At 59.7% G+C, this 25,602-nt stretch carries 26 protein-coding genes and 1 tRNA gene; 10 read left to right on the top strand and 17 right to left on the bottom strand.

The features are described 5' to 3' along the window. Window positions 1-165 precede the first annotated feature (165 nt). The 6 genes from ENGE1_RS10055 to aspA all read right to left on the bottom strand — a co-directional run bounded on the left by ENGE1_RS10055 (window position 166) and on the right by aspA (window position 5,916). Window positions 166-241, bottom strand: a tRNA-Phe gene (locus ENGE1_RS10055). A gap of 103 nt (window positions 242-344) precedes the next feature. Further along, the gene (locus ENGE1_RS10050; protein ID WP_048253501.1) at window positions 345-920 is read right to left on the bottom strand and encodes a transcriptional regulator; all 576 of its coding nucleotides are present in this window, start codon (window positions 918-920) and stop codon (window positions 345-347) included. A gap of 36 nt (window positions 921-956) precedes the next feature. After that, window positions 957-2,660 (bottom strand): protein-disulfide reductase DsbD, encoded by a 1,704-nt coding sequence (locus tag ENGE1_RS10045; RefSeq protein ID WP_048253500.1) that lies wholly within the window; start codon window positions 2,658-2,660, stop codon window positions 957-959. Next, window positions 2,636-2,959 carry a divalent cation tolerance protein CutA gene (cutA, locus tag ENGE1_RS10040; RefSeq protein ID WP_043081795.1) on the bottom strand — a complete coding sequence of 108 codons (324 nt, stop codon included), beginning with the start codon at window positions 2,957-2,959 and terminating at the stop codon, window positions 2,636-2,638. Before cutA ends, ENGE1_RS10045 begins: the two co-directional genes overlap by 25 nt. A gap of 104 nt (window positions 2,960-3,063) precedes the next feature. Beyond that, a complete protein-coding gene (locus tag ENGE1_RS10035) occupies window positions 3,064-4,365 on the bottom strand; it encodes an anaerobic C4-dicarboxylate transporter (RefSeq protein WP_043081796.1) in 1,302 nt (433 codons plus the stop codon). A gap of 114 nt (window positions 4,366-4,479) precedes the next feature. After that, the gene (gene aspA / locus ENGE1_RS10030) at window positions 4,480-5,916 is read right to left on the bottom strand and encodes an aspartate ammonia-lyase (protein WP_043081798.1); all 1,437 of its coding nucleotides are present in this window, start codon (window positions 5,914-5,916) and stop codon (window positions 4,480-4,482) included. 334 nt (window positions 5,917-6,250) lie between these two features. Between aspA and ENGE1_RS10025 the strand changes: the two genes are divergently transcribed. Beyond that, window positions 6,251-6,715 carry an FxsA family protein gene (locus tag ENGE1_RS10025; protein WP_043081799.1) on the top strand — a complete coding sequence of 155 codons (465 nt, stop codon included), beginning with the start codon at window positions 6,251-6,253 and terminating at the stop codon, window positions 6,713-6,715. Between the two features lie 30 nt (window positions 6,716-6,745). Here ENGE1_RS10025 and yjeH read toward each other — a convergent pair whose 3' ends face one another. Further along, window positions 6,746-7,987, bottom strand: a complete 1,242-nt coding sequence (gene yjeH / locus ENGE1_RS10020) for an L-methionine/branched-chain amino acid transporter (RefSeq protein ID WP_048253499.1) — start codon at window positions 7,985-7,987, stop codon at window positions 6,746-6,748. A gap of 218 nt (window positions 7,988-8,205) precedes the next feature. Between yjeH and ENGE1_RS10015 the strand changes: the two genes are divergently transcribed. The 3 genes from ENGE1_RS10015 to ENGE1_RS10005 all read left to right on the top strand — a co-directional run bounded on the left by ENGE1_RS10015 (window position 8,206) and on the right by ENGE1_RS10005 (window position 10,676). Further along, window positions 8,206-8,499 carry a co-chaperone GroES gene (locus ENGE1_RS10015; protein ID WP_043081801.1) on the top strand — a complete coding sequence of 98 codons (294 nt, stop codon included), beginning with the start codon at window positions 8,206-8,208 and terminating at the stop codon, window positions 8,497-8,499. Window positions 8,500-8,542: 43 nt separating this feature from the next. Further along, complete coding sequence (groL, locus tag ENGE1_RS10010) at window positions 8,543-10,189, top strand: chaperonin GroEL (protein ID WP_043081802.1); 1,647 nt, start codon at window positions 8,543-8,545, stop codon at window positions 10,187-10,189. 133 nt (window positions 10,190-10,322) lie between these two features. After that, window positions 10,323-10,676 (top strand): DUF4156 domain-containing protein, encoded by a 354-nt coding sequence (locus ENGE1_RS10005; protein WP_043081804.1) that lies wholly within the window; start codon window positions 10,323-10,325, stop codon window positions 10,674-10,676. Window positions 10,677-10,719: 43 nt separating this feature from the next. On the opposite strand, the gene yjeJ is transcribed toward ENGE1_RS10005, so the two are convergent. Both yjeJ and epmB read right to left on the bottom strand, forming a co-directional pair. Then, window positions 10,720-11,547, bottom strand: a complete 828-nt coding sequence (gene yjeJ, locus ENGE1_RS10000) for a YjeJ family protein (RefSeq protein WP_048253498.1) — start codon at window positions 11,545-11,547, stop codon at window positions 10,720-10,722. 92 nt (window positions 11,548-11,639) lie between these two features. Further along, window positions 11,640-12,668 (bottom strand): EF-P beta-lysylation protein EpmB, encoded by a 1,029-nt coding sequence (gene epmB, locus ENGE1_RS09995; protein ID WP_043081807.1) that lies wholly within the window; start codon window positions 12,666-12,668, stop codon window positions 11,640-11,642. A 41-nt stretch (window positions 12,669-12,709) separates the two neighbouring features. Between epmB and efp the strand changes: the two genes are divergently transcribed. The 4 genes from efp to sugE all read left to right on the top strand — a co-directional run bounded on the left by efp (window position 12,710) and on the right by sugE (window position 14,212). After that, the gene (efp, locus tag ENGE1_RS09990; protein WP_043081809.1) at window positions 12,710-13,276 is read left to right on the top strand and encodes an elongation factor P; all 567 of its coding nucleotides are present in this window, start codon (window positions 12,710-12,712) and stop codon (window positions 13,274-13,276) included. 87 nt (window positions 13,277-13,363) lie between these two features. Further along, on the top strand, window positions 13,364-13,495 hold the full coding sequence (locus tag ENGE1_RS09985; RefSeq protein WP_064360613.1) for an entericidin A/B family lipoprotein: 132 nt from the start codon (window positions 13,364-13,366) through the stop codon (window positions 13,493-13,495). Between the two features lie 107 nt (window positions 13,496-13,602). After that, window positions 13,603-13,749 carry a lipoprotein toxin entericidin B gene (gene ecnB / locus ENGE1_RS09980; protein WP_043081810.1) on the top strand — a complete coding sequence of 49 codons (147 nt, stop codon included), beginning with the start codon at window positions 13,603-13,605 and terminating at the stop codon, window positions 13,747-13,749. Window positions 13,750-13,894: 145 nt separating this feature from the next. After that, complete coding sequence (gene sugE / locus ENGE1_RS09975) at window positions 13,895-14,212, top strand: quaternary ammonium compound efflux SMR transporter SugE (RefSeq protein WP_045291078.1); 318 nt, start codon at window positions 13,895-13,897, stop codon at window positions 14,210-14,212. Here sugE and blc read toward each other — a convergent pair. The 5 genes from blc to frdA all read right to left on the bottom strand — a co-directional run bounded on the left by blc (window position 14,209) and on the right by frdA (window position 18,128). Then, window positions 14,209-14,739, bottom strand: a complete 531-nt coding sequence (gene blc, locus ENGE1_RS09970) for an outer membrane lipoprotein Blc (protein ID WP_045291077.1) — start codon at window positions 14,737-14,739, stop codon at window positions 14,209-14,211. The genes sugE and blc overlap by 4 nt on opposite strands. Window positions 14,740-14,834: 95 nt before the next feature. Beyond that, window positions 14,835-15,194 (bottom strand): fumarate reductase subunit FrdD, encoded by a 360-nt coding sequence (gene frdD, locus ENGE1_RS09965; protein ID WP_043081813.1) that lies wholly within the window; start codon window positions 15,192-15,194, stop codon window positions 14,835-14,837. Window positions 15,195-15,204: 10 nt separating this feature from the next. Next, the gene (gene frdC, locus ENGE1_RS09960) at window positions 15,205-15,600 is read right to left on the bottom strand and encodes a fumarate reductase subunit FrdC (RefSeq protein ID WP_043081814.1); all 396 of its coding nucleotides are present in this window, start codon (window positions 15,598-15,600) and stop codon (window positions 15,205-15,207) included. 10 nt (window positions 15,601-15,610) lie between these two features. Next, a complete protein-coding gene (locus ENGE1_RS09955) occupies window positions 15,611-16,345 on the bottom strand; it encodes a succinate dehydrogenase/fumarate reductase iron-sulfur subunit (protein WP_048253497.1) in 735 nt (244 codons plus the stop codon). Beyond that, window positions 16,338-18,128, bottom strand: a complete 1,791-nt coding sequence (frdA, locus tag ENGE1_RS09950) for a fumarate reductase (quinol) flavoprotein subunit (protein ID WP_064360612.1) — start codon at window positions 18,126-18,128, stop codon at window positions 16,338-16,340. The genes ENGE1_RS09955 and frdA overlap by 8 nt, the downstream gene beginning before the upstream one ends. Window positions 18,129-18,435: 307 nt before the next feature. Between frdA and epmA the strand changes: the two genes are divergently transcribed. Then, a complete protein-coding gene (gene epmA, locus ENGE1_RS09945; protein WP_043081817.1) occupies window positions 18,436-19,413 on the top strand; it encodes an elongation factor P--(R)-beta-lysine ligase in 978 nt (325 codons plus the stop codon). Between the two features lie 69 nt (window positions 19,414-19,482). Here epmA and mscM read toward each other — a convergent pair whose 3' ends face one another. The 3 genes from mscM to rsgA all read right to left on the bottom strand — a co-directional run bounded on the left by mscM (window position 19,483) and on the right by rsgA (window position 24,908). Further along, on the bottom strand, window positions 19,483-22,797 hold the full coding sequence (gene mscM, locus ENGE1_RS09940) for a miniconductance mechanosensitive channel MscM (protein ID WP_048253496.1): 3,315 nt from the start codon (window positions 22,795-22,797) through the stop codon (window positions 19,483-19,485). Between the two features lie 23 nt (window positions 22,798-22,820). Then, window positions 22,821-23,768 carry an archaetidylserine decarboxylase gene (asd, locus tag ENGE1_RS09935; RefSeq protein WP_048253495.1) on the bottom strand — a complete coding sequence of 316 codons (948 nt, stop codon included), beginning with the start codon at window positions 23,766-23,768 and terminating at the stop codon, window positions 22,821-22,823. A gap of 87 nt (window positions 23,769-23,855) precedes the next feature. Beyond that, window positions 23,856-24,908, bottom strand: coding sequence for a small ribosomal subunit biogenesis GTPase RsgA (rsgA, locus tag ENGE1_RS09930; protein ID WP_043081820.1), 1,053 nt, complete (start codon window positions 24,906-24,908; stop codon window positions 23,856-23,858). 108 nt (window positions 24,909-25,016) lie between these two features. On the opposite strand from rsgA, the gene orn reads away from it, so the two are divergent. Then, on the top strand, window positions 25,017-25,562 hold the full coding sequence (gene orn, locus ENGE1_RS09925) for an oligoribonuclease (protein ID WP_043081821.1): 546 nt from the start codon (window positions 25,017-25,019) through the stop codon (window positions 25,560-25,562). Window positions 25,563-25,602: the final 40 nt, after the last annotated feature.

Below are 25,602 nucleotides of genomic sequence, written 5' to 3'. Positions count from 1 at the left end.
TAGTGGTGCCCGGACTCGGACTAACGCCGGAGGCGTTGAACAGCGCGCTTGTCGCGCTGGCCCCGCAGGGGTGAGCCGCCTGCGGCGAATAATCGAACGAAGTTCGATGGAGAGTCCGTTTCGCCAAAAGCAAAAAACCCGCCATAGGCGGGTTCTTCTGAATAGTGGTGCCCGGACTCGGAATCGAACCAAGGACACGGGGATTTTCAATCCCCTGCTCTACCGACTGAGCTATCCGGGCAACGGGGCGCATTAAACCGTAATCGCCTGCACCCGTCAACCTTATTTCCGTAAAATCTTTCCGGATGGCTAACTTTGCGGCAGTTTGCGCAGAACTGCGGCAATCAGGTCAGCGCGCCGCCGGATCGGCACTGGGCGAAGCGTAAAATATCTTCTGCCAGCCGCCGCGCGGTGTCCACGTCCTGCTGGCTGCGCTTCACCAGCATACGGCTCAGGCAGCCCTCCAGCACCAGCTCCATCTGTTTGGCGACCATCTCCGGATCTTCAACCTCCAGCTGCACCAGCAGGGCATGGGTGTGCTCCCACGCGGCCTGCTTCTGCCGCTCGGCCAGCTGGTGGATCGGGTGGCTGGCGTCCGGGTAGAACGAGCAGGCGGCGATAAACAGGCAGCCGGGGTAGCGGTTGTTGCTCACGCACTCGGTCAGGGCACCGTAGCGGGCCAGCAGCTTCTGCTCGCGGGTCAGCTCCTCGTTAAGGATGAGCTGGCGGCGCCAGGTATCCACTTTATCGCTGAGGTAGCGCAGCACGTCATACAGCAGGGCCTCTTTATCCGGCCAGAAGCGGGTCAAATCGCCGGGCTGCATTTTTATGCGTTCGGCGAGCATTTCCAGCGTGGCGTCAGCGATCCCTTTTATTTCAAGCAGTTGAAGTGCTTGTTCCAGAACATCTTCGCGTTGCACGGCGTTATCCTCCCTATATCCTTCCCACAGTGTCGTTTACCGGGCGCGTTTGTGCAAATGCGCGGAAAACGTCTCCGCGTCCATAAACCCGGCAACCCGCATGTCTGACATCTCCCGCCCGTCGGCGTCGAAGAACAGGATGGTTGGCAATCCCGGCACCCGCAGCTGCTTCAGCAGCGCGGCGTCGGCGGCGCTGTTGCGGGTAACGTCGGCCTGCAGCAGGACGCTGTCGCCCAGCGCCTGCTGCACACGGGGATCGCTGAAGGTGTACTTCTCAAACTCTTTACACGCCACGCACCAGTCGGCGTAAAGGTCGAGCATCACCGGTCTGCCTTTCGCTTCCGCCAGCGCGCGGTTGAGCTCGTCCACGCTGCTGATGCGGGTGAAGCTGAGGTGCGCCTGCTGCTGCGCGGCCGGGGCACCAAACGCCCAGTCCTGCAGCGGACGTACGCTGACCAGCGCGGCGGCCAGCAGCAGGATCTGCACCAGCCGCATCCAGGCCTTGCCGGCGCTGAGGCTTGCGATAAACGCCCAGCCGAAGAAGGCCACGGCGAGCATTGACCACAGGCGCATACCCCACGCTTCGCCCACCAGCCGCTCAAGCAAAAAGACCGGCAGGGCGAGGATCACGAAGCCGAAGGCGATTTTAACCTGCGCCATCCACGGCCCGCTCTTCGGCAGCAGCCGGTTGCCGAAGACGGTCACCAGGATCAGCGGCAGACCCATGCCCAGGGCATAGAGATAGAGCGTGCCGCCGCCCAGCCACAGGTTGCCGCTCTGGGCAATGTACAGCAGGATAGCGCTCAGCGGTGCGGTTGTGCAGGGCGAGCAGATAAGCCCGGCGATGGCGCCCATCGCGAAGACGCCGCCGGCGGAGCCGCCCCGCTGGCGGTTGCTCATCAGGGTCAGGCGGGTCTGCAGCGAGGAGGGCAGCTGCAGGGTGAACAGGCCGAACATCGACAGCGCCAGCAGAATGAAAACCGCCGAGAGACTAATCAGCACCCAGGGACTCTGCAGTGCCGCCTGGAACTGCATTCCGGCAGCGGCGACCACCAGCCCGAGGGCGGTGTAGGTCAGGGCCATGCCCTGGACGTAGATAAAGGCCAGCAGCAGCGCCCGGCCGGTAGAGAGCCGCTCCCGGCCGCCGAGCACGATCCCGGCGATCAGCGGATACATCGGCAGGACGCAGGGCGTAAAGGCGATGCCGATGCCGATCAGCAGCGCCCACAGGGCCGAGAAGGGGAGCGCGGTATGACTGCCGGCGGCGGGGGCAACGGCGGCGGGGGCCGGTGCGACGGACGGCGCTGAGGCCGCCGCCACGTCCCGCAGCGGCACGACTTTCGTCTCCGGCGGATAGCAGAAGCCCGCCTCGGCGCAGCCCTGGTACGTCACTTTTAGCGACGCCTCTTTCCCTGCCCGAATGAGGGTGACCGGCACCGTCAGGTGCTGGCGGTAGATTTCACTTTTGCCGAAGAATTCGTCTTCGTGCCAGTCGCCGGCGGGCAGCTGCGGCGGCGTCAGCGCCGCGCCGGTAGCGTCCACGGCAATCTGTTTGCGGTAGAGGTAGTAGCCGTCGCGGATCTGCCAGTTGAGGGTCAGCGTGCGGCCGTCCTGCCGGAAATCGAAGGTAAAGGCCTGGTCCGCAGGCGTAAATTTCGCGCTGCCGGGGGCGTCGAACAGTCCGGCAATGGCTGAGGTGCTGCACAGCAGCAGGATCAGCGTAATGATGCGTTGAGCCATGAGAGGTAATCATTATCTCCGTGTAATACGGGTAAAACCAGCAGTTCCGGGGTTTGATACGGATGATGCGACTTCAGGCAATCCAGCAGCGCCTGCTGTTTATCGACATCGGACTTGAGCAGCATCTGCACCTCATACTCCTGTTCGAGTTTCCCTTCCCAGTAGTAAAGCGAGGTGGCGCCGGGCAGCAGGGTGGCGCAGGCGGCGAGCTTTTCAGAAAGCACTTTTGCGGCCAGGTCCTGGGCGGTGGCTTCATCCGGGGCGGTGCAGAGTACAACAACAGCGGCGGGCAGCGTCATCATCAACCTCGTATCGGCGAAAAAGGCACTATAGCACGATGGAGGATGGCGATGAATTAAGCGGGCCGGGAAAGCGGCCCGCTGTGCGTATCAGAACAAACGCGTCAGAGAATAACGCTGCCCAGCAGGAAGCCGAAGCAGACGGCGAAGAAGACCGCCATGGTGCCGGGGATAAAGAACGGATGGTTAAAGACGAAGCGTCCGATGCGCGTGGTGCCGGTATCGTCCATCTGCACTGCGGCGACCAGCGTCGGGTAGGTCGGCAGAATAAACAGGCCGGAAACCGCGGCGAAGGAGGCGACCGCCGTCAGCGGCGTTACGTTCAGCGCCAGCGCCATCGGCATCAGCGCCTTGGCGGTTGCCGCCTGAGAGTAGAGCAGGGCGGAGGCGAAGAAGAAAATCACCGCCAGCAGCCACGGATGGCCCTGAATGACGCTGCCCGCCGTCTCTTTGATCCAGTCGATGTTAGCGGAAACGAAGGTGTCGCCGAGCCAGGCAACGCCGAGAATACAGATACAGGCGCTCATCCCGGCTTTAAAGGTGCTGGAGTTCAGGATGCTGTCGGTATCTACGTGGCATATCAGGGTGGTCAGCGTAGCAACGCTGAGCATGATAATCAGGATCGCGCTGGTGGTGTTCATCAGCGGTGTTGCCACCAGGCCGAGGCTCGGGCTGTTGACGATGGCGTAAGCCACGATGCTGACCACGCCGAGCAGGAACAGCAGAACCGAGAGCTTCGCCCGCGGCTTGATCTCCACAATACGCTCACCGCGCAGGGCGATCAGCCCCTCTTCCAGACGACGGCGGTAGACCGGATCGTCGGAGAGCTTCGAGTTAAACAGCAGGGTGACCAGGAAGGACATCAGCAGGATCGCCAGCAGCGTCGACGGGATCACCACCGACAGCAGGTGGATATAGCTGACGCCGTGGCCTTCCATGACGGAAGACATGTAGACCACTGCCGCCGAAATAGGCGATGCGGTAATGCCTATCTGTGCTGCAACTACTGCGGTGGAGAGCGGACGGCACGGCTTCACGCCCTGCTCTTTCGCCACTTCAGCGATAACCGGCAGGGTCGCCAGCGAGATGTTGCCGGTCCCGGCAAACAGGGTCAGGAAGTAGGTGACGATGGGCGCGAGAATGGTGATGTACTTCGGATTTCTGCGCAGCAGCTTTTCGGTCTGGTTCACCAGATAATCCAGTCCGCCCGCCACCTGCATCGAGGAGATGGCCGCGATCACCGCCATGATGATGGAGATAACGTCGAACGGGATCTTACCCGGCGCGACGCCGATGGCAGCAAGCACCAGTACCCCAAGACCGCCCGCATAGCCTATGCCAATCCCACCGAGCCGGGCACCCAGAAAAATCGCCGCGAGGACGATGAGCAACTCAATGACTATCATACTGCCTTCCTTTGTTGTTAGTATCTTGATGCAAAAATGTTGTCAATTTGCAGTCCTTAAAAGTAAAAAAGGCACGTCACTGCTGACGTGCCTTTGCGGATTTAATCGCCGTAATTACTGTTCGTTTTCATCGGTATAGCGCCTGGCTTTATAGGCAGGATGCATCAGGTTCTCGGCGGAGAAGATGTCGTCCAGTTCGCTGGCGGTAAGCAGCCCGCGCTCCAGCACCACTTCACGTACGCTTTTGCCGGTTTCGGCGCAGATCTTGCCGACGATATCGCCGTTGTGATGGCCGATAAACGGGTTGAGGTAGGTGACGATGCCGATGGAGTTATAGACGTAGCCTTCGCACACCGCTTTGTTGGCGGTGATGCCGTTGACGCATTTTTCCAGCAGGTTGTAGCAGGCGTTGGTCAGGATGTGGATAGACTCGAACATCGCCTGGCCAATTACCGGCTCCATGACGTTGAGCTGCAGCTGACCCGCTTCGGACGCCATGGTGACGGTGGTGTCATTACCAATGACTTTAAAGCAGACCTGGTTAACCACTTCCGGGACCACCGGGTTCACTTTCGCCGGCATGATGGAAGAGCCGGCCTGCAGCTCAGGCAGGTTGATTTCGTTGAGACCGGCGCGCGGCCCGGAGGAGAGCAGGCGCAGGTCATTACAGATCTTGGAGAGCTTGACCGCCAGGCGCTTCAGGGCGCTGTGCACCATCACGTAGGCGCCGCAGTCGGAAGTGGCTTCGATCAGGTCTTCAGCCGGGACAACCGGCAGGCCGGACACGTCCGCCAGCTTCTGCACCGCCAGCTGCTGGTAGCCTTCCGGCGTATTCAGGCGGGTGCCGATAGCCGTGGCGCCGAGGTTCACCTCCAGCAGCAGTTCGGAGGTACGCAGAATGCTTTTTGTCTCTTCATTGAGCAGGACGTTAAAGGCGTGGAACTCCTGGCCCAGCGTCATTGGTACCGCGTCCTGCAGCTGGGTGCGACCCATTTTGAGGATATCGGCGAACTCGGCCGACTTGCGCTCAAAGCCTTCGCGCAGCTGGTTGATGGCATCAATCAGCTTAACCACCGATGCATATACCGCAATGCGGAAACCGGTCGGGTAAGCGTCGTTAGTGGACTGACATTTATTCACGTGATCGTTCGGATTGAGGTACTGATATTCACCTTTCTGGTGGCCCATCAGCTCAAGCCCGATATTGGCCAGTACCTCGTTGGTGTTCATGTTGACCGACGTACCCGCGCCGCCCTGATAGACATCTACCGGGAACTGGTCCATGCACTTACCGTTGTTCAGCACTTCATCACATGCGGCGATAATGGCGTCGGCAACACCTTTGGGAATGGTGTGTAGCTCTTTGTTAGCCATCGCGGCGGCCTTCTTCACCATCACCATGCCGCGAACGAATTCCGGAATGTCGCTGATTTTGCTGTTGCTGATGTAGAAGTTTTCAATCGCTCTCAGAGTATGGACACCGTAGTATGCGTCCGCTGGAACTTCCCTGGTGCCCAACAAATCTTCTTCGATACGAATGTTGTTTAACATGTGAACCTTCTTTTTAAGCTGCCAATGAATTCACCAAACACACAGAATGAGTGAGGTATTGTGCGTTTTCTGACCGAAGATTATCTCCTTAATCGGCCTGGTGCCCATGATCATATGCTGATAATAGCCAATTGCCGTAATCTGGATCACTTATTAAGCCTACTTCTACCTCTGAATGATTATTCTGTGAAACGTGTCACCACGCAAAATGTGTGGACTAAATCGTTTAGTCGGCAATTGAAAACGAAGAATTTACCTCCATTTATAGTGAATGCGACTTGCAGCCTTATCAAAACGGACGCCCCGGGTGGCCGTGCTTTAACAGGAGAACCCAGTGCGCTGGATACCGTTTATTGCTTTCTTTTTATATGTTTATATCGAAATCTCGATTTTCATCCAGGTTGCCCACGTGCTCGGCGTCCTGCTGACGCTGATTCTGGTGATTTTTACCTCTTTTATCGGTATGTCTCTGGTACGCAACCAGGGCTTTAAGAACCTGATGCTGATGCAGCAGAAGATGCAGGCCGGCGAAAGTCCGGCGGTGGAGATGATTAAAAGCGTGTCGCTGATCATTGCCGGTATGCTGCTGATAATCCCCGGTTTCTTTACCGACCTCCTTGGCCTGCTGCTGCTATTGCCGCCGGTGCAGAAGCACCTGACGCTGAAGCTGATGCCGTACCTGCGCTTCGGCCGTATGGGCGGCGGTTTTGGCGGCGCGGCCGGGGGAGAGACCTTTGAAGGCGAGTTTCAGCGTAAAGATGACGATCGCCTTGAGCACAAAGACGATCGTAAAGAGTAAGGCGCAGCGGGCCCGGTGACGGGCCCGCCGTCAGCGAATAGCCCGGCGGCCCGGCAGCAGCACCCACAGTGCCGCCAGCATGATGACCGCATACAGGCTTTTCCAGCCGATCATCACCAGCAGCAGCAGGCACAGCAGACTTCCTGCCGCCGCCAGCAAGCGATACCGCCCCGCCAGCAGCCGACAGCCCGCCAGCATACACAGCAGATAAATCATCACGAAAATGCCGTTGGCGTAGACGATCAGCACTTCAAGGTTGATGTTCAGCAGATAAATGCCCAGCGTGCTCAGTGCGCAGCAGACGAGCACCGCATTGAGCGCATTAACCGGCTGGCGGCGGGCCGACAGCGCGGCCAGTCGACTGGCGGGGCGCGCCTGCGCCTGGGTCCACACCAGCCGGGCAAAGCTCTGGATATAGATATTGAGGCTGGCGAAGCAGGCCAGATAACCCACCACGCTCGCGGCCCACAGCGCCTTCACGCCGAACAGCGTGACCACAATATCCGGCAGCGAGGCCGCCGCCGCTTTGTCCGCCCCGAAGGCGTGAAAGTGCAGCACCAGCACCGTGCAGGCCCAGTAGACTAGCCCCGCCAGCAGCAGGCCTATCATCAGCGCCCGCGGGAAATCCCGCTCAGGCTGCTTAAATTCAGCGGCCATATGGGCAAAGGCCTCCAGACCGACAAAGCACCAGAACATTACCGCCAGCGCCGCGAACAGCGGCCCGGCGCCGACGTTTGCCAGCGGCGGAAACGGGATGGCGGAGAGCGTGATATCGCCGGCCCACCACAGGGCCACAATCAGAGCAACGATCAGAATTGCCACCAGCGTCTGCAGGTTGGCGCTGGTGCTGGCCCCGCGCGAGCCGAGCCACCAGACAATCGCCAGCGTGCCCAGCTGCGCCAGCAGCAGCTGGCCGTCGTGCCAGCCGAACAGGGCCTGCGTAAAGCCGGCGGCGATATGCAGCGCAGCGGGCAGGCCCACCGGGATCACCGACAGAAACAGCCAGCCGGTCACGCTGGCCAGGCGCGGACCAAAGGCCAGGCTCACGAAGTGGGCAACGCCGCCGGCGCTGGGAAAATGGCGGCCGAGGGTGGCAAAGACGATAGCGATGGGAAACACCAGCACGATGAGGGCAGGCCACGCCCACAGGCTATCGTCGCCCGCCACCAGCGCGGCCAGGGCCGGAACGGCGAAGACGCCGGTGCCCAGTAGCGACGTTGACAGCAATCCGACGCCCTGCGCCAGCCCCAGCTCCTGCTTTAAACCACTCATGACGTCATCCATAAGTAAAAAAAATCATGTTAACACAAGGGCTTTTCGCGCGTCTGTTCACGGAATTCATCTCTGCAATGAGATTTGATAATTTTTTTTCAGATCCCCCCTTGAAGGCGAAAAACCCGGCCCCATCTCTCTGGTCACTAGCCGGGAAACCATGAACGGTCCGGCGTCACCCATGACTGATAAAGACTTTCTCAAAGGAGAGCTATCAAATGAGTATTCGTCCGTTACATGATCGTGTGATCGTCAAACGTAAAGAAGTTGAATCTAAATCTGCTGGCGGCATCGTTCTGACCGGTTCTGCAGCGGGCAAATCAACGCGTGGCGAAATCATCGCTGTCGGTAAAGGCCGCATCCTGGAAAACGGTAATGTGCAGCCGCTGGACGTGAAAGTGGGCGACATCGTTATCTTTAACGATGGCTACGGCGTGAAGTCCGAAAAAATCGACAATGAAGAAGTTCTGATCATGTCCGAGAGCGACATTCTGGCAATTGTTGAAGCGTAATCCGCGACCGACACTGAACATACGAATTTAAGGGAAAGAGAAAATGGCAGCTAAAGACGTAAAATTCGGTAACGACGCTCGTGTGAAAATGCTGCGCGGCGTAAACGTACTGGCAGATGCAGTTAAAGTGACCCTGGGCCCGAAAGGCCGCAACGTAGTACTGGACAAATCCTTCGGCGCGCCGACCATCACCAAAGACGGCGTTTCCGTAGCGCGTGAAATTGAGCTGGAAGATAAGTTCGAAAACATGGGCGCACAGATGGTGAAAGAAGTTGCCTCTAAAGCGAACGACGCTGCGGGTGACGGTACCACCACCGCGACCGTACTGGCACAGTCCATCATCACCGAAGGCCTGAAAGCCGTTGCTGCGGGCATGAACCCGATGGATCTGAAGCGCGGCATCGACAAAGCCGTTGCTGCGGCTGTTGAAGAGCTAAAGGCACTTTCCGTACCGTGCTCTGACTCCAAAGCTATCGCACAGGTAGGGACTATCTCCGCTAACTCCGACGAAACTGTTGGTAAGCTGATCGCGGAAGCAATGGATAAAGTCGGTAAAGAAGGCGTTATCACCGTTGAAGACGGTACCGGTCTGCAGGACGAACTGGACGTGGTTGAAGGTATGCAGTTTGACCGCGGCTACCTGTCTCCTTACTTCATCAACAAGCCGGAAACCGGTGCCGTTGAGCTGGACAGCCCGTTCATTCTGCTGGCTGACAAAAAAATCTCCAACATTCGCGAACTGCTGCCGGTACTGGAAGCCGTTGCGAAAGCCGGTAAGCCGCTGCTGATCATCGCTGAAGACGTAGAAGGCGAAGCGCTGGCGACCCTGGTGGTCAACACCATGCGCGGCATCGTCAAAGTCGCTGCGGTTAAAGCACCGGGCTTCGGCGACCGTCGTAAAGCCATGCTGCAGGATATCGCAACCCTGACTGCCGGTACCGTTATCTCTGAAGAGATCGGTATGGAGCTGGAAAAAGCGACCCTGGAAGACCTGGGCCAGGCTAAGCGCGTGGTTATCAACAAAGACACCACCACCATCATCGACGGCGTGGGCGAGGAAGTGGCTATTCAGGGCCGCGTGACTCAGATCCGCCAGCAGATCGAAGAAGCGACCTCTGACTACGATCGTGAAAAACTGCAGGAGCGCGTAGCGAAACTGGCAGGCGGCGTAGCGGTAATCAAAGTCGGTGCAGCGACCGAAGTTGAAATGAAAGAGAAGAAAGCCCGCGTTGAAGATGCCCTGCACGCGACCCGCGCAGCGGTTGAAGAAGGCGTGGTTGCCGGCGGCGGCGTGGCGCTGATCCGCGTAGCGAGCAAAATCACCGAGCTGAAAGGCCAGAACGAAGACCAGAACGTCGGTATCAAAGTTGCGCTGCGCGCAATGGAAGCACCGCTGCGTCAGATCGTGCTGAACTGCGGTGAAGAGCCTTCAGTCGTGGCTAACACCGTGAAGAGCGGCGACGGCAACTACGGCTACAATGCGGCCACCGAAGAGTACGGCAACATGATCGACATGGGTATCCTCGATCCGACCAAAGTCACCCGTTCTGCTCTGCAGTACGCGGCATCCGTGGCCGGCCTGATGATCACCACCGAGTGCATGGTCACCGACCTGCCGAAAGCTGATGCCCCTGACTTAGGCGGCGCTGGCGGTATGGGCGGCATGGGCGGTATGGGCGGCATGATGTAAGCCACGCTCCCCGCGAGCTCGTAATGAAACCCCTGCGGCAGTTTCTGCCGCAGGGGTTTTTCTTTTGCTCTGCTTTTTAGTATAACGTTGAGTCGGACAGGTTGTGTCCAGCCCATTGATAACGAGGAATAACATGCGCGTAAAAGTCTGTGCAGGGATTGTCGGCGCCGCTCTGCTGCTGGCCGGCTGTAGCTCCAGCAATGAACTGACCGCGGGCGGGCAGAACGTTCGCTTCGTGGAAGATAAGCCGGGCAGCGAATGCCAGCTGTTAGGCACAGCCTCCGGTAAGCAGAGCAACTGGCTCTCAGGCCAGCGCGGTGAAGAGGGCGGCTCAATGCGCAGCGCGGCGAATGCCCTGCGCAATCAGGCTGCCGCAATGGGCGGCAACGTCATTTATGGCGTCAGCAGTCCGACCCAGAGCATGCTTTCAAGCTTTATCCCGACCGACAGCGAAATGATAGGCCAGGTCTACAAGTGTAAAAACTGACCGGGTCAACGCGCCCCCTGACCCCTCAGCGGGCGCGTTGCGATTATGCTGCCGCAGTTGTCTCCCCACGCAGCAGACAGAGCGCCTTCAGGCAGTCGTCCAGTGAAGGCTCTCCCTCTTTTATGCCCAGCGCGCGCACCGATACCCGGCAGCGCTCTCCCTCCAGTTTTTTAAGCCTTGGGCTGAACGCCAGCAGCCGACGGGCGATGGCCTGCATGCGCTCATCGTCAGACGGCGATCGGGTCTTCACAATCGTGCCGCAGCTGCGCTCGCGGCCCTGCTCATCGGTGTAGTGATAGACCAGCGCCAGCGTGCGGTCGAACAGCGCCAGCTTCCACGCCGGATGGGTGTAGGTGTCGTATTCAAGCTGGGTATCGCCGCGGAAATCGGCGTCGTAGAGCGGCAGAAAGTCGAGCAGCGACGAGAGCCGCAGCGACAGGGCGTGCATTCCTGCGTTCTGAATGGCGCGCGAGATAGCGGTGATGAACAGCGGAATTTGCGCCGTCCCGAGCGCCAGCGCCGCGCTTTTCCCGTCTTCAGCGAGCAGCGTCAGGCCGATTTCTCCCTTGCGGCTGAAGTCCGGCTCAACGGCGCAGATCCGCTGCCCCGGAGCTCCCTGAACCATCTCCTCCTGCGCCAGCGGCGGGATGTTGTCCGCCATGTGCCGGGACGCCTCCTGCGCCGACGGCGCGCTCAGGGTCTGCTGGTGCAGGCCGTATTCGAGGCTGATAAAAATATCCCGCAGCGCCAGCGCGGGGATGAAAAACAGCGCCGCGCTGTCGTTCTCTGTTTTAACTTTCAGCGCCAGGGCAATGAACTCGCTGCCCCTGTGAATAACGCCGGTATTAACGCCCTTGATCCTTGCGGCCACTTTAACGCTCCTTTCATGCTGGTATGGTAAAGCGCTAAAAGTAGCATTAGCAGTGGCTGCAGTATGTGTACGATTCCGGACTTCGTTGAGCTTCAGCTCTGCCGCAGCTGCAGATCCAGCGGCGTTTTGCTCGGCTCGCCGCCGATCTCGCGGGCCAGCTTCGGCACCATATAGCCTGAAACCAGCGTCAGCAGCTCGCGCACGATGGCCCGCGCCTCGTCGTCGCTGACCATGAAGTGCGCCGCGCCCTGCACTTTATCGAGAACGTGCAGGTAGTAGGGCATTACGCCGGCATCAAACAGCGCGTTACTGAGATCCGCCAGCGTCTGCGCGCTATCGTTGACGCCGCGCAGCAGCACGCTCTGGTTGAGCAGCGTGACGTTGGCGCCCCTGAGCCTGGCCATCGCCCGGCGAAATTCATCGTCGATTTCCCGGGCGTGGTTGATGTGGTTAACCAGGAGCACCTGCAGCCGCGATTGGTCAAAGCGTCCGACCAGCGCGTCGGTTATCCGCGCCGGAATAACAATCGGCAGGCGGCTGTGGATGCGCAGGCGCCTGATATGGGGAATGGCTTCAAGGCCGTCCAGCAGCCAGGCGAGCTCGCCGTCTTTGGCCATCAGCGGATCGCCGCCGGAGAAGATAATCTCGTCCAGCTCCGGGCGGGCGGCAATGTAGTCCAGCGCCACCTGCCAGTTGCGCCTGTTGCCCTGGTTCTCGGCGTAGGGAAAGTGGCGGCGGAAGCAGTAGCGGCAGTTGACGGCGCAGCCGCCTTTGACCAGCAGCAGCGCCCGGTTGCGGTACTTGTGCAGCAGACCGGGAACGGCGCTGTGCTGCTCTTCCAGCGGATCGGTACTGAAGCCCGGCGCGGAAACGAACTCCTGCTGCGAGGTCAGCACCTGGCGCAGCAGCGGGTCGTTCGGGTTGCCTTTTTCCATCCGCGCGGCGAACGCGCGCGGCACGCGCAGGGCGAACAGGCGGCGCGCTTCGCGGCCGGCGATTAAATTTTCATCAGCGTCTATATTTAAAAAACGCAGGAGTTCATCCGGATCGGTGATTACATCGCCAAGCTGCGATAACCAATCTTCTCTGGATGGGGTGTTTAGGGTTACAATATGCGCCATTTTGTGGCTAAGCTACCAGTTAACAATTTTCAGAGGGCCTTATGGCGACTTATTCTAGCAACGATTTTCGTGCCGGTCTTAAAATCATGATGGATGGCGAACCGTACGCGGTCGAATCCAGCGAATTCGTAAAACCCGGCAAGGGCCAGGCATTCGCGCGCGTTAAGCTGCGCCGCCTGCTGACCGGTACCCGCGTTGAGAAAACCTTCAAATCTACCGATTCCGCCGAAGGCGCAGACGTTATCGATATGAACCTGACTTACCTGTACAACGACGGTGAGTTCTGGCACTTCATGAACAATGAAACGTTTGAGCAGCTGGCTGCCGATGCTAAAGCGGTTGGTGATAGCGACAAGTGGCTGCTGGACCAGGCCGAGTGCATCGTGACCCTGTGGAACGGCCAGCCTATCTCCGTGACCCCGCCGAACTTCGTCGAGCTGGAAATCGTTGATACCGATCCGGGTCTGAAGGGTGACACTGCCGGTACCGGCGGCAAACCGGCAACCCTGAGCACCGGCGCCGTGGTTAAGGTTCCGCTGTTCGTGCAGATCGGTGAAGTTATCAAAGTTGACACCCGCTCCGGTGAATACGTTTCTCGCGTGAAGTAATTCATGCTATAAAAATGGCGCGGCTGCGGCTGCGGCTGCGGCTGCGGCTGCGGCTGCGCTATTTTTTTGCCTGTCAGGACCGGGATGATGAACCGCCTCATTACACTTCTTCTGCTGATCTTTTTTTCCACCACGCTGCTGGCGGGGTGCAACACGTTTCGCGGTATGGGTCAGGACGTTCAGAGCCTCGGACACGCCATTTCGCACGCGGCCAGCTGACGCCGGGTAAAAGACTCTCAAAATTCTCTCTTTACCGTTCATTTAGCGGGATTTTGTCTATGCTTATCAGGCAAGGTAAACCTGTCTGGTAATCAAAGGATGAAATCATGATCAAGAAATCAATTGCGGCGTTTTTCTCTCTCCTGGTGCTTTCTGCTGTACTGAGCGGCTGTAACACGACGCGCGGCGTGGGTCAGGATATCTCTGCGGGCGGTAACGCTATTTCCGGTGCTGCTACCGACGCACAAAAATAATCTCCGCGGTACAGCCGGACGGCTGTACCGCTCCCCCGGCTTGCAATTGCGGCCGGGGCGGCTAGAATAATGGCTTCACTCAACCTTACGGGACGACCCGTAAGCGTATCTTAAATATCGGGGACGACCCCATTCGGGAGTCGCTATGTCCTGGTTAATTCTGATTATTGCCGGCCTGCTTGAAGTGGTCTGGGCCGTAGGCCTCAAGTACACCCACGGCTTTAGCCGCCTGACGCCGAGCGTCATCACTCTTGTTGCGATGGTCGCCAGCATGGCGCTGCTGTCATGGGCGATGAAGACGCTGCCGGTTGGCACCGCCTACGCCATCTGGACCGGCATCGGCGCCGTGGGTGCCGCAATCACCGGCATTCTGCTGCTCGGTGAATCCGCAAGCCCCGCGCGCCTTGTCAGCCTGCTGCTGATCGTTTGCGGCATTATTGGCCTCAAGCTCAGCGCCCACTAGTAGGTCTGCTTCACCCAGATAAGTTTGCTGACGTCGAAGCCCTGGCGGGCGGCGGCGTCGAGCATCTGCTGCCTGATTTCCGGCGCGATGGTCGGCGTGCGCGAGAGGATCCACAGATAGTTGCGATTGGGCCCGCAGATCAGCGCGTGGCGATACTCTTTATCCAGCGCTATCACGTTATAGCCGCCGTAGAAGGGGCCGAAAAAAGAGACCTTTAGCGCGCCCCTGTCTGACGAGCCGGTAAAGCGGGCCACGCCGTCAATTTTTTGCCAGATCCCGCGATCGGGATTGTATCCCTTGTTAATGACGCTGATGCTGCCGTCGCCGCGCAGGCTGTAGGTGGCGGTCACGTGCTGCAGTCCGCTTTCAAAGCGGTGATCGAAGCGCGCGATTTCGTACCAGGTGCCGAGGAAGCGGTTGGCGTTAAACGGTGAAACCACCGTAACGCCCTGGGGCGGCGTAGGTGAGCTGCAGGAGACGACCAGCAGGGCGGCCGCAACGGCGGCGGCGATGGGAAGCAGGCGCATAAAGATCCCTCAGAGGTTTTTCTGTAAGTGTAGAACTCTGTGGAAGAAATGGGGGAAGAGTCAGAAAAATGCCCGGCGGGCGCCGGGCACTGGCGTCAGATAAACAGAATGCCTACCAGGGTAACCACGGTGAGAATAGCCGCCAGACCGTAGAAGACCCACTTGCCGCTCGGCACGTGGATTTTCAGGTCGTGCATAGCGTGGTGGATGCGGTGCAGACCGCACCACAGCGGCAGGACGATCATCAGGAACAGGAACAGGCGGCCGATAAAGCTGTGGGCAAAGGCCAGCACGCGCTCGTAGCTGAAGGCATCGTGCGGCGCGAGGCCCAGCGGCAGCAGAATGCCTACCAGCAGGACCATTACCGGCGCGACAATGGCGCTCCACATGCCACCTGCGCCAAACAGCCCCCAGAATACCGGCTCATCGGAGCGTTTCGGATTAGGATTGATCATCAGGTTCTCCTTACCAGAACAGGGCAACAAACAGGATGACGACGGTGGCGACGATGGTTACGCCCCACAGCCCCTTGATCACCGGCTCAGGCCCCATCTTCTCGCCCTTGACGATGATGTTGGCCGCCTTCGGCGCCAGCTCGAACCAGGTTTTGGTGTGCAGCAGCGCCGCCGCGAGCGAAATCAGATTGAGGATCACCACAATCGGGTTCTGCAGGAAGCTGACAAAGCCGGCCCAGGACTCCGGCCCGTGCTTGAGCGAAAACAGACCGCAGATCAGCAGAATGCTGAACCACACCGCCGGCACGGCGGTGCCTTCACGCACCATATAGAAGCGGTAAAAAGGCAGTTTCTTCCACCACGTTGACGTCATCGGACGCACGTAGGGTTTGCGTTTAGTGGTCATGATGCACTCCTTAGCGTGGTTTCAGGGTGGCGATCAGAAAGTCTTTCGAGCTTTCTACCTTGCCCTGCTGGATAGCGGCCGCCGGGTCGACGTGCTTCGGACACACCTCCGAGCAGAAGCCGACGAAGGTGCAGCTCCAGACGCCGTTCTGGCTGTTGAGCTGCGCCATGCGCTCCTTCTTACCATGATCGCGGCTGTCTTCGTTGTAGCGGTGCGCCAGGGTGATGGCCGCCGGGCCGATAAATTCCTTATTGAGGCCAAACTGCGGGCAGGCGGCGTAGCACAGGCCGCAGTTAATGCAGCCGGAGAACTGGTGATATTTCGCCATCTGGGCCGGGGTCTGGGTGTTCGGACCCTGGTCCGGCGTGCGCGGATTGCCGATAATGTACGGTTTAATGGCCTCCAGGCTCTCGATAAAGTGGGTCATGTCCACCACCAGGTCGCGCTCGATCGGGAAGTTGGCCAGCGCCTCGACCTTCATGCCTTTTTGATAGTCGCGCAGGAAGGTTTTACAGGCCAGCTTCGGTACGTCGTTGACCATCATCCCGCAGGAGCCGCAGATGGCCATGCGGCAGGACCAGCGGTAGCTCAGGTCCGCGGCGAGGTTATCCTTGATATACCCCAGCGCGTCGAGCAGCGAGGTCTGCTCATCCCAAGGCACCTCATAAAAGGCGCTGTGCGGGGCGCTATCCGCCTCCGGGTTATAGCGCACAACCTCAATTTTCAGATTCTTCATCTCAGCCATTTGCCGTCTCCTTTTTCTCGGCAGCTTCCGCTTCTGCACCGTAGACGCGTTTGGCCGGCGGCAGGGTGGTGATTTTCACATCGCTGTAGTCCAGGCGCGTGGTGCCGTCGGCATCGCGGAACGCCAGGGTGTGCTTGAGGAAGTTAACGTCATCGCGCTCGGTGCAGCCTTCGTCCAGGCGCTGGTGGGCGCCGCGCGACTCTTTGCGCGCCATGGCCGAGTGGGCCATACATTCGGCGACATTCAGACCGTGGCCGAGCTCGATGGTGTAGAGCAGATCGGTGTTGAAGACGCTGGTGGTATCGGTAATGCGCACGCGCTTGAAGCGCTCCTGCAATTCGGCGAGCTTATCAATGGTTTTCTGCATCAACTCCGGCGTGCGGTAGATGCCGCAGCCCTCTTCCATAGAGAGGCCCATTTCGTCGCGGATCTTCGCCCAGCTTTCGTTGCCCTGCTGGTTGACCAGCGCCTTCAGACGCTTCTCAACGTCGGCAACCTGCGCGTCCAGCGCCGCGCCGTTGGCTTCGCTGACCGTTGACGCACGCTCCATCGCGCGCTCGCCCGCCATGCGGCCAAATACCACCAGCTCCGCCAGCGAGTTAGAGCCGAGGCGGTTGGCGCCGTGCAGGCCGACGGAGGAGCATTCGCCGGCGGCAAACAGCCCCCTGATGCGGGTTTCACACTGCTGGTCGGTTTCGATGCCGCCCATGGTGTAGTGCGCGGTCGGGCGCACCGGAATCGGCTCTTTCACCGGGTCGACGCCGACATACGCTTTTGCCAGTTCGCAGATGAACGGCAGGCGCTCCAGCAGCTTCTTCTCGCCGAGGTGACGTAGATCGAGGTGAACCACGTCGCCGCGCGGCGTGGAGATGGTATTGCCCTTGCGCCACTCGTGCCAGAAGGCCTGGGAAACTTTGTCGCGCGGGCCGAGCTCCATATATTTGTTCTTCGGCTCGCCGAGCGGGGTTTCCGGGCCCATGCCATAGTCCTGCAGGTAGCGGTAGCCGTTTTTGTTGACCAGAATACCGCCTTCGCCGCGGCAGCCTTCGGTCATCAGAATGCCGGAGCCCGGCAGACCGGTGGGGTGATACTGCACGAACTCCATATCGCGCAGCGGCACGCCGTGGCTGAGCGCCATACCCATACCGTCGCCGGTGACGATGCCGCCGTTGGTGTTGTAACGGTAGACGCGGCCCGCGCCGCCGGTGGCCATCACCACCGCATTGGCGCGGATCTGTACCAGTTCGCCTTCCATCATATTCATGGCCACCAGGCCGCGGGCCTGGCCGTCGTCCACCAGAATATCGAGGACAAAGTGCTCGTCGAAGCGCTGGATCTGCGGAAACTGCAGGGAGGTCTGGAACAGCGTGTGCAGCATATGGAAGCCGGTCTTATCGGCGGCGAACCACGTGCGTTCGATTTTCATGCCGCCAAAGCGGCGCACGTTGACGGAACCGTCCGGGCGGCGGCTCCACGGACAGCCCCACTGCTCGAGCTGGGTCATCTCGGTTGGGCAGTGGTGAACGAAATAATCAACGACGTCCTGTTCGCAAAGCCAGTCGCCGCCGGCAACGGTGTCGTGAAAGTGATACTCAAAGCTGTCGTGATCCTGAGCGACAGCCGCAGAACCGCCTTCGGCGGCGACGGTATGGCTGCGCATAGGGTAGACTTTTGAGATTAATGCGATTTTAGCGTTGGGATTGGCCTGCGCTGCGGCTATTGCTGCGCGTAATCCGGCACCGCCAGCGCCAATAACGGCGAGATCGGCATGAAAGGTTTGCACGACATTCCTCCAGAATAAAAGTTTTTCCTCAATGGGCCACGCGCCGGTTTACCGCGCGCGCTTGCGCCAGAGAAAGCAAATCCATACATCCTTAACGGGTAAACGAGTATAGCCATAAGGGGTATAGGGAAATTTGACGCGTTCGATTTTTTTGCGGATCTTTTGGCATACCAGTCATCGGTTTTGATGAACTGCGTCACGAAATGTGCGATTGGTGGAGAAAAGCATCTTTTGCAGGCCAAAATTTGTTTCGCGACGGCCTTGCGAGTAGACTTCGTGCCCTTGTTAGAAATCGGAGAGAGTTACCATGAGCGAAACGGCAAGCTGGCAGCCGAGCGCGTCCATTCCTAATCTGTTAAAACGCGCGGCCATCATGGCGGAGATCCGCCGCTTTTTTGCCGACCGCGGCGTGCTGGAAGTGGAGACGCCCTGCATGAGTCAGGCAACCGTAACCGACATCCACATGGTTCCCTTCGAAACGCGCTTTGTCGGACCGGGGCACTCTGAGGGGCTCAACCTCTATCTGATGACCAGCCCGGAATATCATATGAAGCGCCTGCTGGCAGCGGGCTGTGGCCCGGTGTTTCAGCTCTGCCGGAGCTTTCGTAACGAAGAGATGGGCCGCCACCACAACCCGGAATTCACCATGCTGGAGTGGTATCGCCCCTGCTATGACATGTACCGCCTGATGAACGAGGTCGACGATCTGCTGCAGCAGGTGCTGGAGTGCCAGCCGGCGGAAAGCCTCTCCTATCAGCAGGCGTTCCAGCGCTATCTGGAGCTCGATCCGCTCTCTGCGGATAAGGCCCAGCTGCGCGACGCGGCGGCTAAGCTCGATTTGAGCAATGTGGCAGACAGCGAAGAAGACAGGGATACGCTGCTGCAGCTGCTGTTCACCTTCGGCGTTGAGCCGCAGATAGGCCAGGACAAGCCGACGTTTGTCTATCACTTCCCGGCAAGCCAGGCCTCGCTGGCGCAGATCAGCACCGAAGATCACCGCGTGGCGGAGCGCTTTGAGGTGTACTACAAGGGGATTGAGCTGGCGAACGGTTTCCACGAGCTGACCGACGCCCGCGAACAGCAGCAGCGCTTCGAGCGGGACAACCGCCAGCGCGCGGCGCGCGGTCTGCCGCAGCAGCCGATAGACCTCAACCTGCTGGCGGCGCTTGAGGCTGGCCTGCCTGACTGCTCCGGCGTTGCGCTGGGCGTCGATCGCGTGATCATGCTGGCGCTGGGGGCAGAGAGCCTGGCCGAGGTGCTGGCATTCCCGGTGGACCGGGCCTAGGCAAAAGCGCCTCTCCCGGAGGGAGAGGCGAGTGATTGCGTCCTCTCCCTCCGGGAGAGGGAAGATCTTCTACAGACTCCCCGCCGCCCGTCGTCCCGACGACGACAGCGTTTTCCCCGTTTGCTTACCGTTCAGGCTCTCCAGCCGCATCTGGAAGGGCGGGAACGGCATCTCAATGCCGTGCTCGCGGAAGCCTGCCAGAATCAGCTGATGCAGCTCGTGGCGCAGCGGCATCCGGTGGCCCATCTCCGCGGCGTAGATACGCAGCTCAAACAGCTGGATCCCCTGCTGGAGATCCACCAGAAACGCCTCCGGCGCCGGGTTATCCAGCACCAGCGAGCAGCGCTCCGCGGCGGTCACCAGGATCTGCGTCACCTCTTCGGTATCGGCATCGGTCGGCGCCGGGACGGTCAGCACCACGCGGGTGACCGAGTCCGACAGCGACCAGTTGATGAACTGCTCGGTAATAAACGCTTTGTTGGGGACGATTATCTCTTTGCGGTCCCAGTCGCTGATGGTGGTCGCGCGGGTGTTGATTTTGGTGATGCTGCCGGTCAGGTCGCGGATCGTCACGGTATCGCCGATGCGGATCGGCTTTTCAAACAGAATGATCAGGCCGGAAATAAAGTTGGCGAAGATCTCCTGCAGGCCGAAGCCGAGCCCGACGCCGAGCGCCGCCACCAGCCACTGCAGTTTGGCCCACTCGATACCTATCATCGAAAAGCCCACCAGGCCGCCGATCAGCATCAGCAGGTATTTGGTGATGGTGGTAATGGCGTAGCCGGTGCCCGGCGTCAGGCTGATGTGCTGCAGGACCGCCAGCTCCAGCAGGGCCGGCAGATTGCGCACCAGCTGCAGGGTGATGATGAATACCAGGATAGCGATCAGTACGGCACCAAGGGTAATCGGCTCCAGGCTTTCAACGCCCTGCACCGTGGAGGTGACGTCCCACAGGGAGATATTTTCGAGGAAGCCAAACGCGGAGTGGATCTCCGACCACAGAATGATGACCGAGAGCAGGGCGATTAGCATCAGGATTGAGCGCACCAGGCGCAGCGACTGGGCACTGAGGGTATCGAGATCGACTTCGGTGATGTCGACCTCCGGCAGCCCTTCCATGCTGATGGGATACTGATTCTCCTCTTCACCGCGGGCGCGCTGGGCCAGCATTTCGGCGCGGCGGTGGCGGGCGCGGTCAAAGGCGATGCGCCGCCGTTGAATTAGCATCCAGCGGCGAATGACGTGGTAGATAACCAGCAGCAGGAACCAGATGGCCACCGAGGTTTCAAGGCGGGCCAGCAGCGCCTGGGCAGTCGCCAGATAGCCGACCGCCGCCGCGAGGATAGCCAGCAGCGGCGCGCCCATCATCAGGTTCCACAGCAGGCTGTTAACCATATTGTCGCCGTTGCCCTCTTTATCGAGATACAGCGGCAGCCCGGCGCGCTTGAGGCTCAGGGTGACGATCGCCAGCGCGCCGCAGATGAGGATAAAGCAGAGCCTGCCAAGCGACGCGGAGAACTCCCGGTCGTTGAGGTTATCGAACATAATAAGCGCCATGATCAGCGGCACGATAAGCCCGATGCTCATCAGGTAGTAGCGCATCGCCCGCGCGACGCGGTTGCGCGGCCAGCCGAAGTGGGCGACAAACAGACCGTTTGGCCGGGCGAAGGTGGCGCAGATCATCACCACCCACAGCAGCGGCACGGTGGCGGTTACGCCGTCGCCGATGGCGACGGCCAGCGGGTAGGGCCACGCTTCCTGCAGGCCGTAGCCGAGGGTCATCCACAGCACCGGCAGCGGCGAGGCCACCAGTATCGACCAGAATACCGTGCGCATGGTCAGCCAGAAGTGGTCCTGGGTGACCTTACCGACGCGGCTGCTGGAGCGCTCCAGAAAGCGGGTGAAATGTTTGCGCGAGCTGATGCTGAAGCCGACCAGGATCAGAGCGGCAAACAGCGGGATCAGCGTCTCCTTGCTGGTCAGCATCATGATCGATGCCTTACCCAACTGACTGAAAGTATTGAGTGAGATCAGGCGGCGCAGATCCTGCACGATATCCAGCGGCCAGGAGAGGCTTATCGGGCTCACGTCCGACGTCCAGAAAAGATAGCGGTGGGTCGCTTCGTTAACCTCCGTCAGCGCATCTTCCAGCTGGCCGTTAGATACCTTGAGCTTGGTCAGCTCCAGAATCAGCGTATCGCCGCCCTGCAGCAGGGAGGTGAGCAGCTCCTTCTGGGTATTGAGCTGGGCGTCAAGAATGCGCGACTCCTCGGCGGTCAGCGGCTCGCCGTTATTCTGGTGGCTTTCGCGCAGCTGCGGCTGCTTATTGAGGAGATCTTCATAGCGCAGGCGGTGCACGCGCAGCTGGGCCATCTCGGTGTCCAACTGCTGCGGTTTGGGCATTTCCGGCAGGCGCGCCACCTGGGCGCGCAGCGCCTCGCCGAGCAGATTAGAGGAGCCGAGCCACTGGGCCTGTTCGCGCAGGGTGTTCAGCGCCTGGCGCACCTGCAGGGTCTGATTGGTGGCCTGCCGCTGCTGGGACGCCACCAGATCCATGCGCTGCGCCTGCTGGTTCAGCGCCTGCGACAGTTCGCGGTTGACGCTGAACTGCTTCACGATGCTGGCGGGCAGGTTTTCGCTGTTTTCCGCCAGCTGCTCGGTGCTTTCGAGCGCTTTTTCCGCCTCGCGCTGGCGCTGGCTGTTGAGCTGATTGCGCAGGCCCTGCAGATAGGCATCGAGCTGCTCGCTCTCTTTCTGCGCCAGTTCGGAGCGCATGCGCGCCAGCTCCTGGCGATTATTGGCCGACAGCTGGGCAAGCTCCAGCTCGTCGACCAGCGCCTTCAGTTTGGCCGATTCGGCCTGCATATTGAGGTTCTGCGCCTGGGCGCTGCTGCCGATGGCGGAGCCCGCGCGGCGCTCAACCTCGTTCAGCTGGCGGCGGGCGTCGGTCTGCTGCTGCGGCAGCTGGCTCAGCGAGTCGGCTATCTCCCGTGCCCGCTCCTGTTCCTGCTGGGCCAGGCGGCTCTTTTCCAGCAGTTGGCTGCTGACCTGCAGGATCTCCTGATTCAGGGCGTCGGTCGTCAGGGCGGTAGGGATCGCGCGGGGCTGGGCGGTCATTCCTTCGAGCTGGGCGCGCAGCGTCTGGGAGTATTTGGGAAAATTATCGATAACCTGCTGATACTGCCGCGCGCGCTCAAGGGAGCCTTTACGCTCCTCAAGGGCCGTCAGCGCCGACTGCAGCGCCTCAACGGTATCGGGCCGGGCAGGTTTGGCTTCTTTGGCCTGCGCCAGCTCCTGGGCTATCTGTTTGGCATCGGGAACGCTGGCGGCGTGCGCCCCCAGGCTGAGGCACCAGGCCATCAGAAAAGTGATAATCAGGCGCACGTCAGCGGTCCTTATAGTAAGCCTTACGCTTTAGTCTCTTCTGCCGGCGGCGCGGCAATATCTTCTGTTACTGCCGCCGCGGAGGCATCTGCCGGTGCGGCGCTGGCATCTGCAGAGACTGCCAGCGGCTCGCCGATACGGGTGACGGACAGGCTTTTCAGGGTGTCAGCCAGCTTAACCTTGCCCGGCGCAAACAGGTTGATGACGGTAGAGCCGAGCTTGAAGCGGCCCATCTCCTGGCCCTTGAGCAGTGCAACGGCGCCTTCGCTGTCGCCGGCAGGCCAGGTCCAGCGCTTGATAATGCCTTCGCGCGGCGGCGTCACGGTGCCGGACCAGACGGTTTCGATGCTGCCGACGATGGTCGCGCCCACCAGGATCTGCGCCATCGGGCCAAATTCGGTATCGAACAGGCAGATAACGCGCTCGTTGCGGGCAAACAGGTTGGGCACGTTCTGCGCGGTCAGATGGTTGACGGAGAAGAGGTCGCCGGGCACGTAGATCATTTCGCGCAGGATGCCGTTGCACGGCATATGCACGCGGTGATAGTCGCGCGGCGACAGGTAGGTGGTGGCGAAGCTGCCGTTGCGGAACAGGTCCGCCATCAGGTAGTTGCCTGCCAGCAGCGCTTCCAGCGTGTAGTTGTGGCCTTTGGCCTGCAGGATTTTGTCGTCTTCAATGTCGCCGAGCTGGCTGATAACGCCGTCGGCGGGCAGCACCAGTACGTTAGGATCGGTATTCAGCGGGCGAACATCGTCGCGCAGCGGGCGCACGAAGAAGTCGTTAAAGGTGCGGTAGCTGGCGGTATCCGGCTTCTGCGCCTCTTTCATGTTGACCTTGTAATATTTAACGAACAGGTCGATAACCAGCCTTGTCAGCCAGCCCGCCCGTTTGCTCGCGCCCCATCCGGCCAGGCGCGTAAGCCACAGTTTCGGCAGAAGGTATTGCAGCGAAAGTTTAAATGAATTTAACAAGGTAGCCTCCAGGCTATGTTTCTCTTAATCCGGCTCTTGCTGAGCCCTTTAAAAAGGGGCTGATTTTATCGGCGTTTAGCGTAATTGTCAGTCATCGCTTTCAGAAAGGCCTTTACGCGTTTTTACCTGCGCCATGGTTTCCAGAATACGGTGATAGTTGTCAAAACGGCTCTCCGCAATCTCGCCTTTGCCTACCGCTTCGCGAATGGCGCAGCCCGGGTCAGTATCGTGCTTGCAGTCACGGTATTTACACTGGCCGAGGTAATCGTGAAATTCGACAAAACCATTGAAGATTTGTTCCGGTTCAAGATGCCAGAGGCCAAACTCGCGCACGCCGGGCGAGTCAATCACGTCGCCGCCGTGCGGGAAGTGATAGAGGCGGGCGGCGGTGGTGGTGTGCTGGCCAAGCCCGGAATTATCGGAGACGTCGTTGGTCAGGATCTCATCCTGCAGGCCGAGCAGGGCGTTAAGCAGGCTCGACTTGCCGACGCCTGACTGGCCGGCAAAAATGCTGATGCGCCCGGTCAGGGCTTCTTCAAGCGGCTTGAGGCCATTCTGGGTATGGCTTGAGACCATCAGCACCCGATAGCCGATGCGGCGGTAGATATCCATCTGCTCATTGACGAAGGCCATACTGGCATCGTCGAGGAGATCGATTTTATTCAGCACGATCAGCGGTTCGACCTCAAGCGTTTCGCAGGCCACCAGGTAGCGGTCGATAATATTCAGCGACAGCTCCGGCAGAATAGCCGACACGATAACAATCTGATCGATATTGGCTGCAATAGGCTTCACGCCGTCGTAGAAATCGGGACGGGTCAGCACAGAACTGCGCGGGTGCACGGCTTCAACGATGCCTTTGACATTAACGCCTTCTGCGGCCGCTTTACCGGGGCGCCAGACTACGCGATCGCCGGTGACCAGCGAGCGGATGGTGCGGCGAATGTTGCAGCGGTGGATGCTGCCGTTGCTGTCTTCAACGTCCGCGTGCATGCCAAAGCGGCTGATGACGATGCCTTCAGACGTTTCGCCAAACAGGTTGTCGTCGAAATCGGCCTTCTCCGCGGTGGTCTTCAGGCGGCGCTGGTGGTTGGCCTTCACGCGGCGCTGCTGACCTTTGGAGAGTTTATTTTTACTCAATCGGGCTGGCTCCTGGTCGCCCGTAGCGGGCAAAACCTCTATGATACACAGACTAATAATATCAGTTAACCCGCCGCGGCGGGTTATGCGAGAAGGGTGGAAAATAGCATGAGTGCAAACGAAAACAACCTCATTTGGATCGATCTTGAAATGACCGGCCTCGATCCCGAGCGCGATCGCATTATTGAGATAGCGACGCTGGTGACCGATGCGGATCTTAATATTCTCGCCGAAGGGCCGACCATCGCCGTTCACCAGTCCGATGCCCAGCTGGCGCTGATGGACGACTGGAACGTGCGCACCCACACCGGCAGCGGGCTGGTGGATCGCGTCAAGGCAAGCCAGATGGGCGATCGCGAGGCGGAGCTGGCGACTATCGAGTTTCTTAAGGCCTGGGTTCCGGCAGGCAAGTCGCCGATCTGCGGCAACAGCATCGGCCAGGATCGGCGCTTTCTGTTTAAGTACATGCCGGAGCTGGAGGCCTATTTCCACTATCGCTACCTCGATGTCAGCACCCTCAAAGAGCTGGCCCGCCGCTGGAAGCCGGAGATCCTCGCTGGCTTCAAGAAGCAGGGCAGTCACCAGGCAATGGACGATATCCGCGAGTCGGTGGCGGAGCTTAGCTACTACCGCGAAAACTTTATTAAGCTGTAAAAGTCCGGCGCGGCGGGAAAATCGTTGCTAAAGTGTGCAT

This window comes from Pluralibacter gergoviae ATCC 33028 = NBRC 105706, from assembly GCF_001598855.1.
In the GTDB taxonomy this organism is placed as follows: domain Bacteria; phylum Pseudomonadota; class Gammaproteobacteria; order Enterobacterales; family Enterobacteriaceae; genus Pluralibacter; species Pluralibacter gergoviae.
This window is presented reverse-complemented; position numbering and strand designations above follow the sequence as displayed.

Coding starts and splice junctions, on each gene's coding strand:
- ENGE1_RS10045 (WP_048253500.1), bottom strand. CDS start 2,660: ATGGCTCAACGCATCATTACGCTGATCCTGCTGCTGTGCAGCACCTCA.
- cutA (WP_043081795.1), bottom strand. CDS start 2,959: ATGACGCTGCCCGCCGCTGTTGTTGTACTCTGCACCGCCCCGGATGAA.
- ENGE1_RS10035 (WP_043081796.1), bottom strand. CDS start 4,365: ATGATAGTCATTGAGTTGCTCATCGTCCTCGCGGCGATTTTTCTGGGT.
- aspA (WP_043081798.1), bottom strand. CDS start 5,916: ATGTTAAACAACATTCGTATCGAAGAAGATTTGTTGGGCACCAGGGAA.
- yjeH (WP_048253499.1), bottom strand. CDS start 7,987: ATGAGTGGTTTAAAGCAGGAGCTGGGGCTGGCGCAGGGCGTCGGATTG.
- ENGE1_RS10015 (WP_043081801.1), top strand. CDS start 8,206: ATGAGTATTCGTCCGTTACATGATCGTGTGATCGTCAAACGTAAAGAA.
- groL (WP_043081802.1), top strand. CDS start 8,543: ATGGCAGCTAAAGACGTAAAATTCGGTAACGACGCTCGTGTGAAAATG.
- ENGE1_RS10005 (WP_043081804.1), top strand. CDS start 10,323: ATGCGCGTAAAAGTCTGTGCAGGGATTGTCGGCGCCGCTCTGCTGCTG.
- epmB (WP_043081807.1), bottom strand. CDS start 12,668: ATGGCGCATATTGTAACCCTAAACACCCCATCCAGAGAAGATTGGTTA.
- efp (WP_043081809.1), top strand. CDS start 12,710: ATGGCGACTTATTCTAGCAACGATTTTCGTGCCGGTCTTAAAATCATG.
- ENGE1_RS09985 (WP_064360613.1), top strand. CDS start 13,364: ATGAACCGCCTCATTACACTTCTTCTGCTGATCTTTTTTTCCACCACG.
- ecnB (WP_043081810.1), top strand. CDS start 13,603: ATGATCAAGAAATCAATTGCGGCGTTTTTCTCTCTCCTGGTGCTTTCT.
- sugE (WP_045291078.1), top strand. CDS start 13,895: ATGTCCTGGTTAATTCTGATTATTGCCGGCCTGCTTGAAGTGGTCTGG.
- blc (WP_045291077.1), bottom strand. CDS start 14,739: ATGCGCCTGCTTCCCATCGCCGCCGCCGTTGCGGCCGCCCTGCTGGTC.
- frdD (WP_043081813.1), bottom strand. CDS start 15,194: ATGATCAATCCTAATCCGAAACGCTCCGATGAGCCGGTATTCTGGGGG.
- frdC (WP_043081814.1), bottom strand. CDS start 15,600: ATGACCACTAAACGCAAACCCTACGTGCGTCCGATGACGTCAACGTGG.
- ENGE1_RS09955 (WP_048253497.1), bottom strand. CDS start 16,345: ATGGCTGAGATGAAGAATCTGAAAATTGAGGTTGTGCGCTATAACCCG.
- epmA (WP_043081817.1), top strand. CDS start 18,436: ATGAGCGAAACGGCAAGCTGGCAGCCGAGCGCGTCCATTCCTAATCTG.
- orn (WP_043081821.1), top strand. CDS start 25,017: ATGAGTGCAAACGAAAACAACCTCATTTGGATCGATCTTGAAATGACC.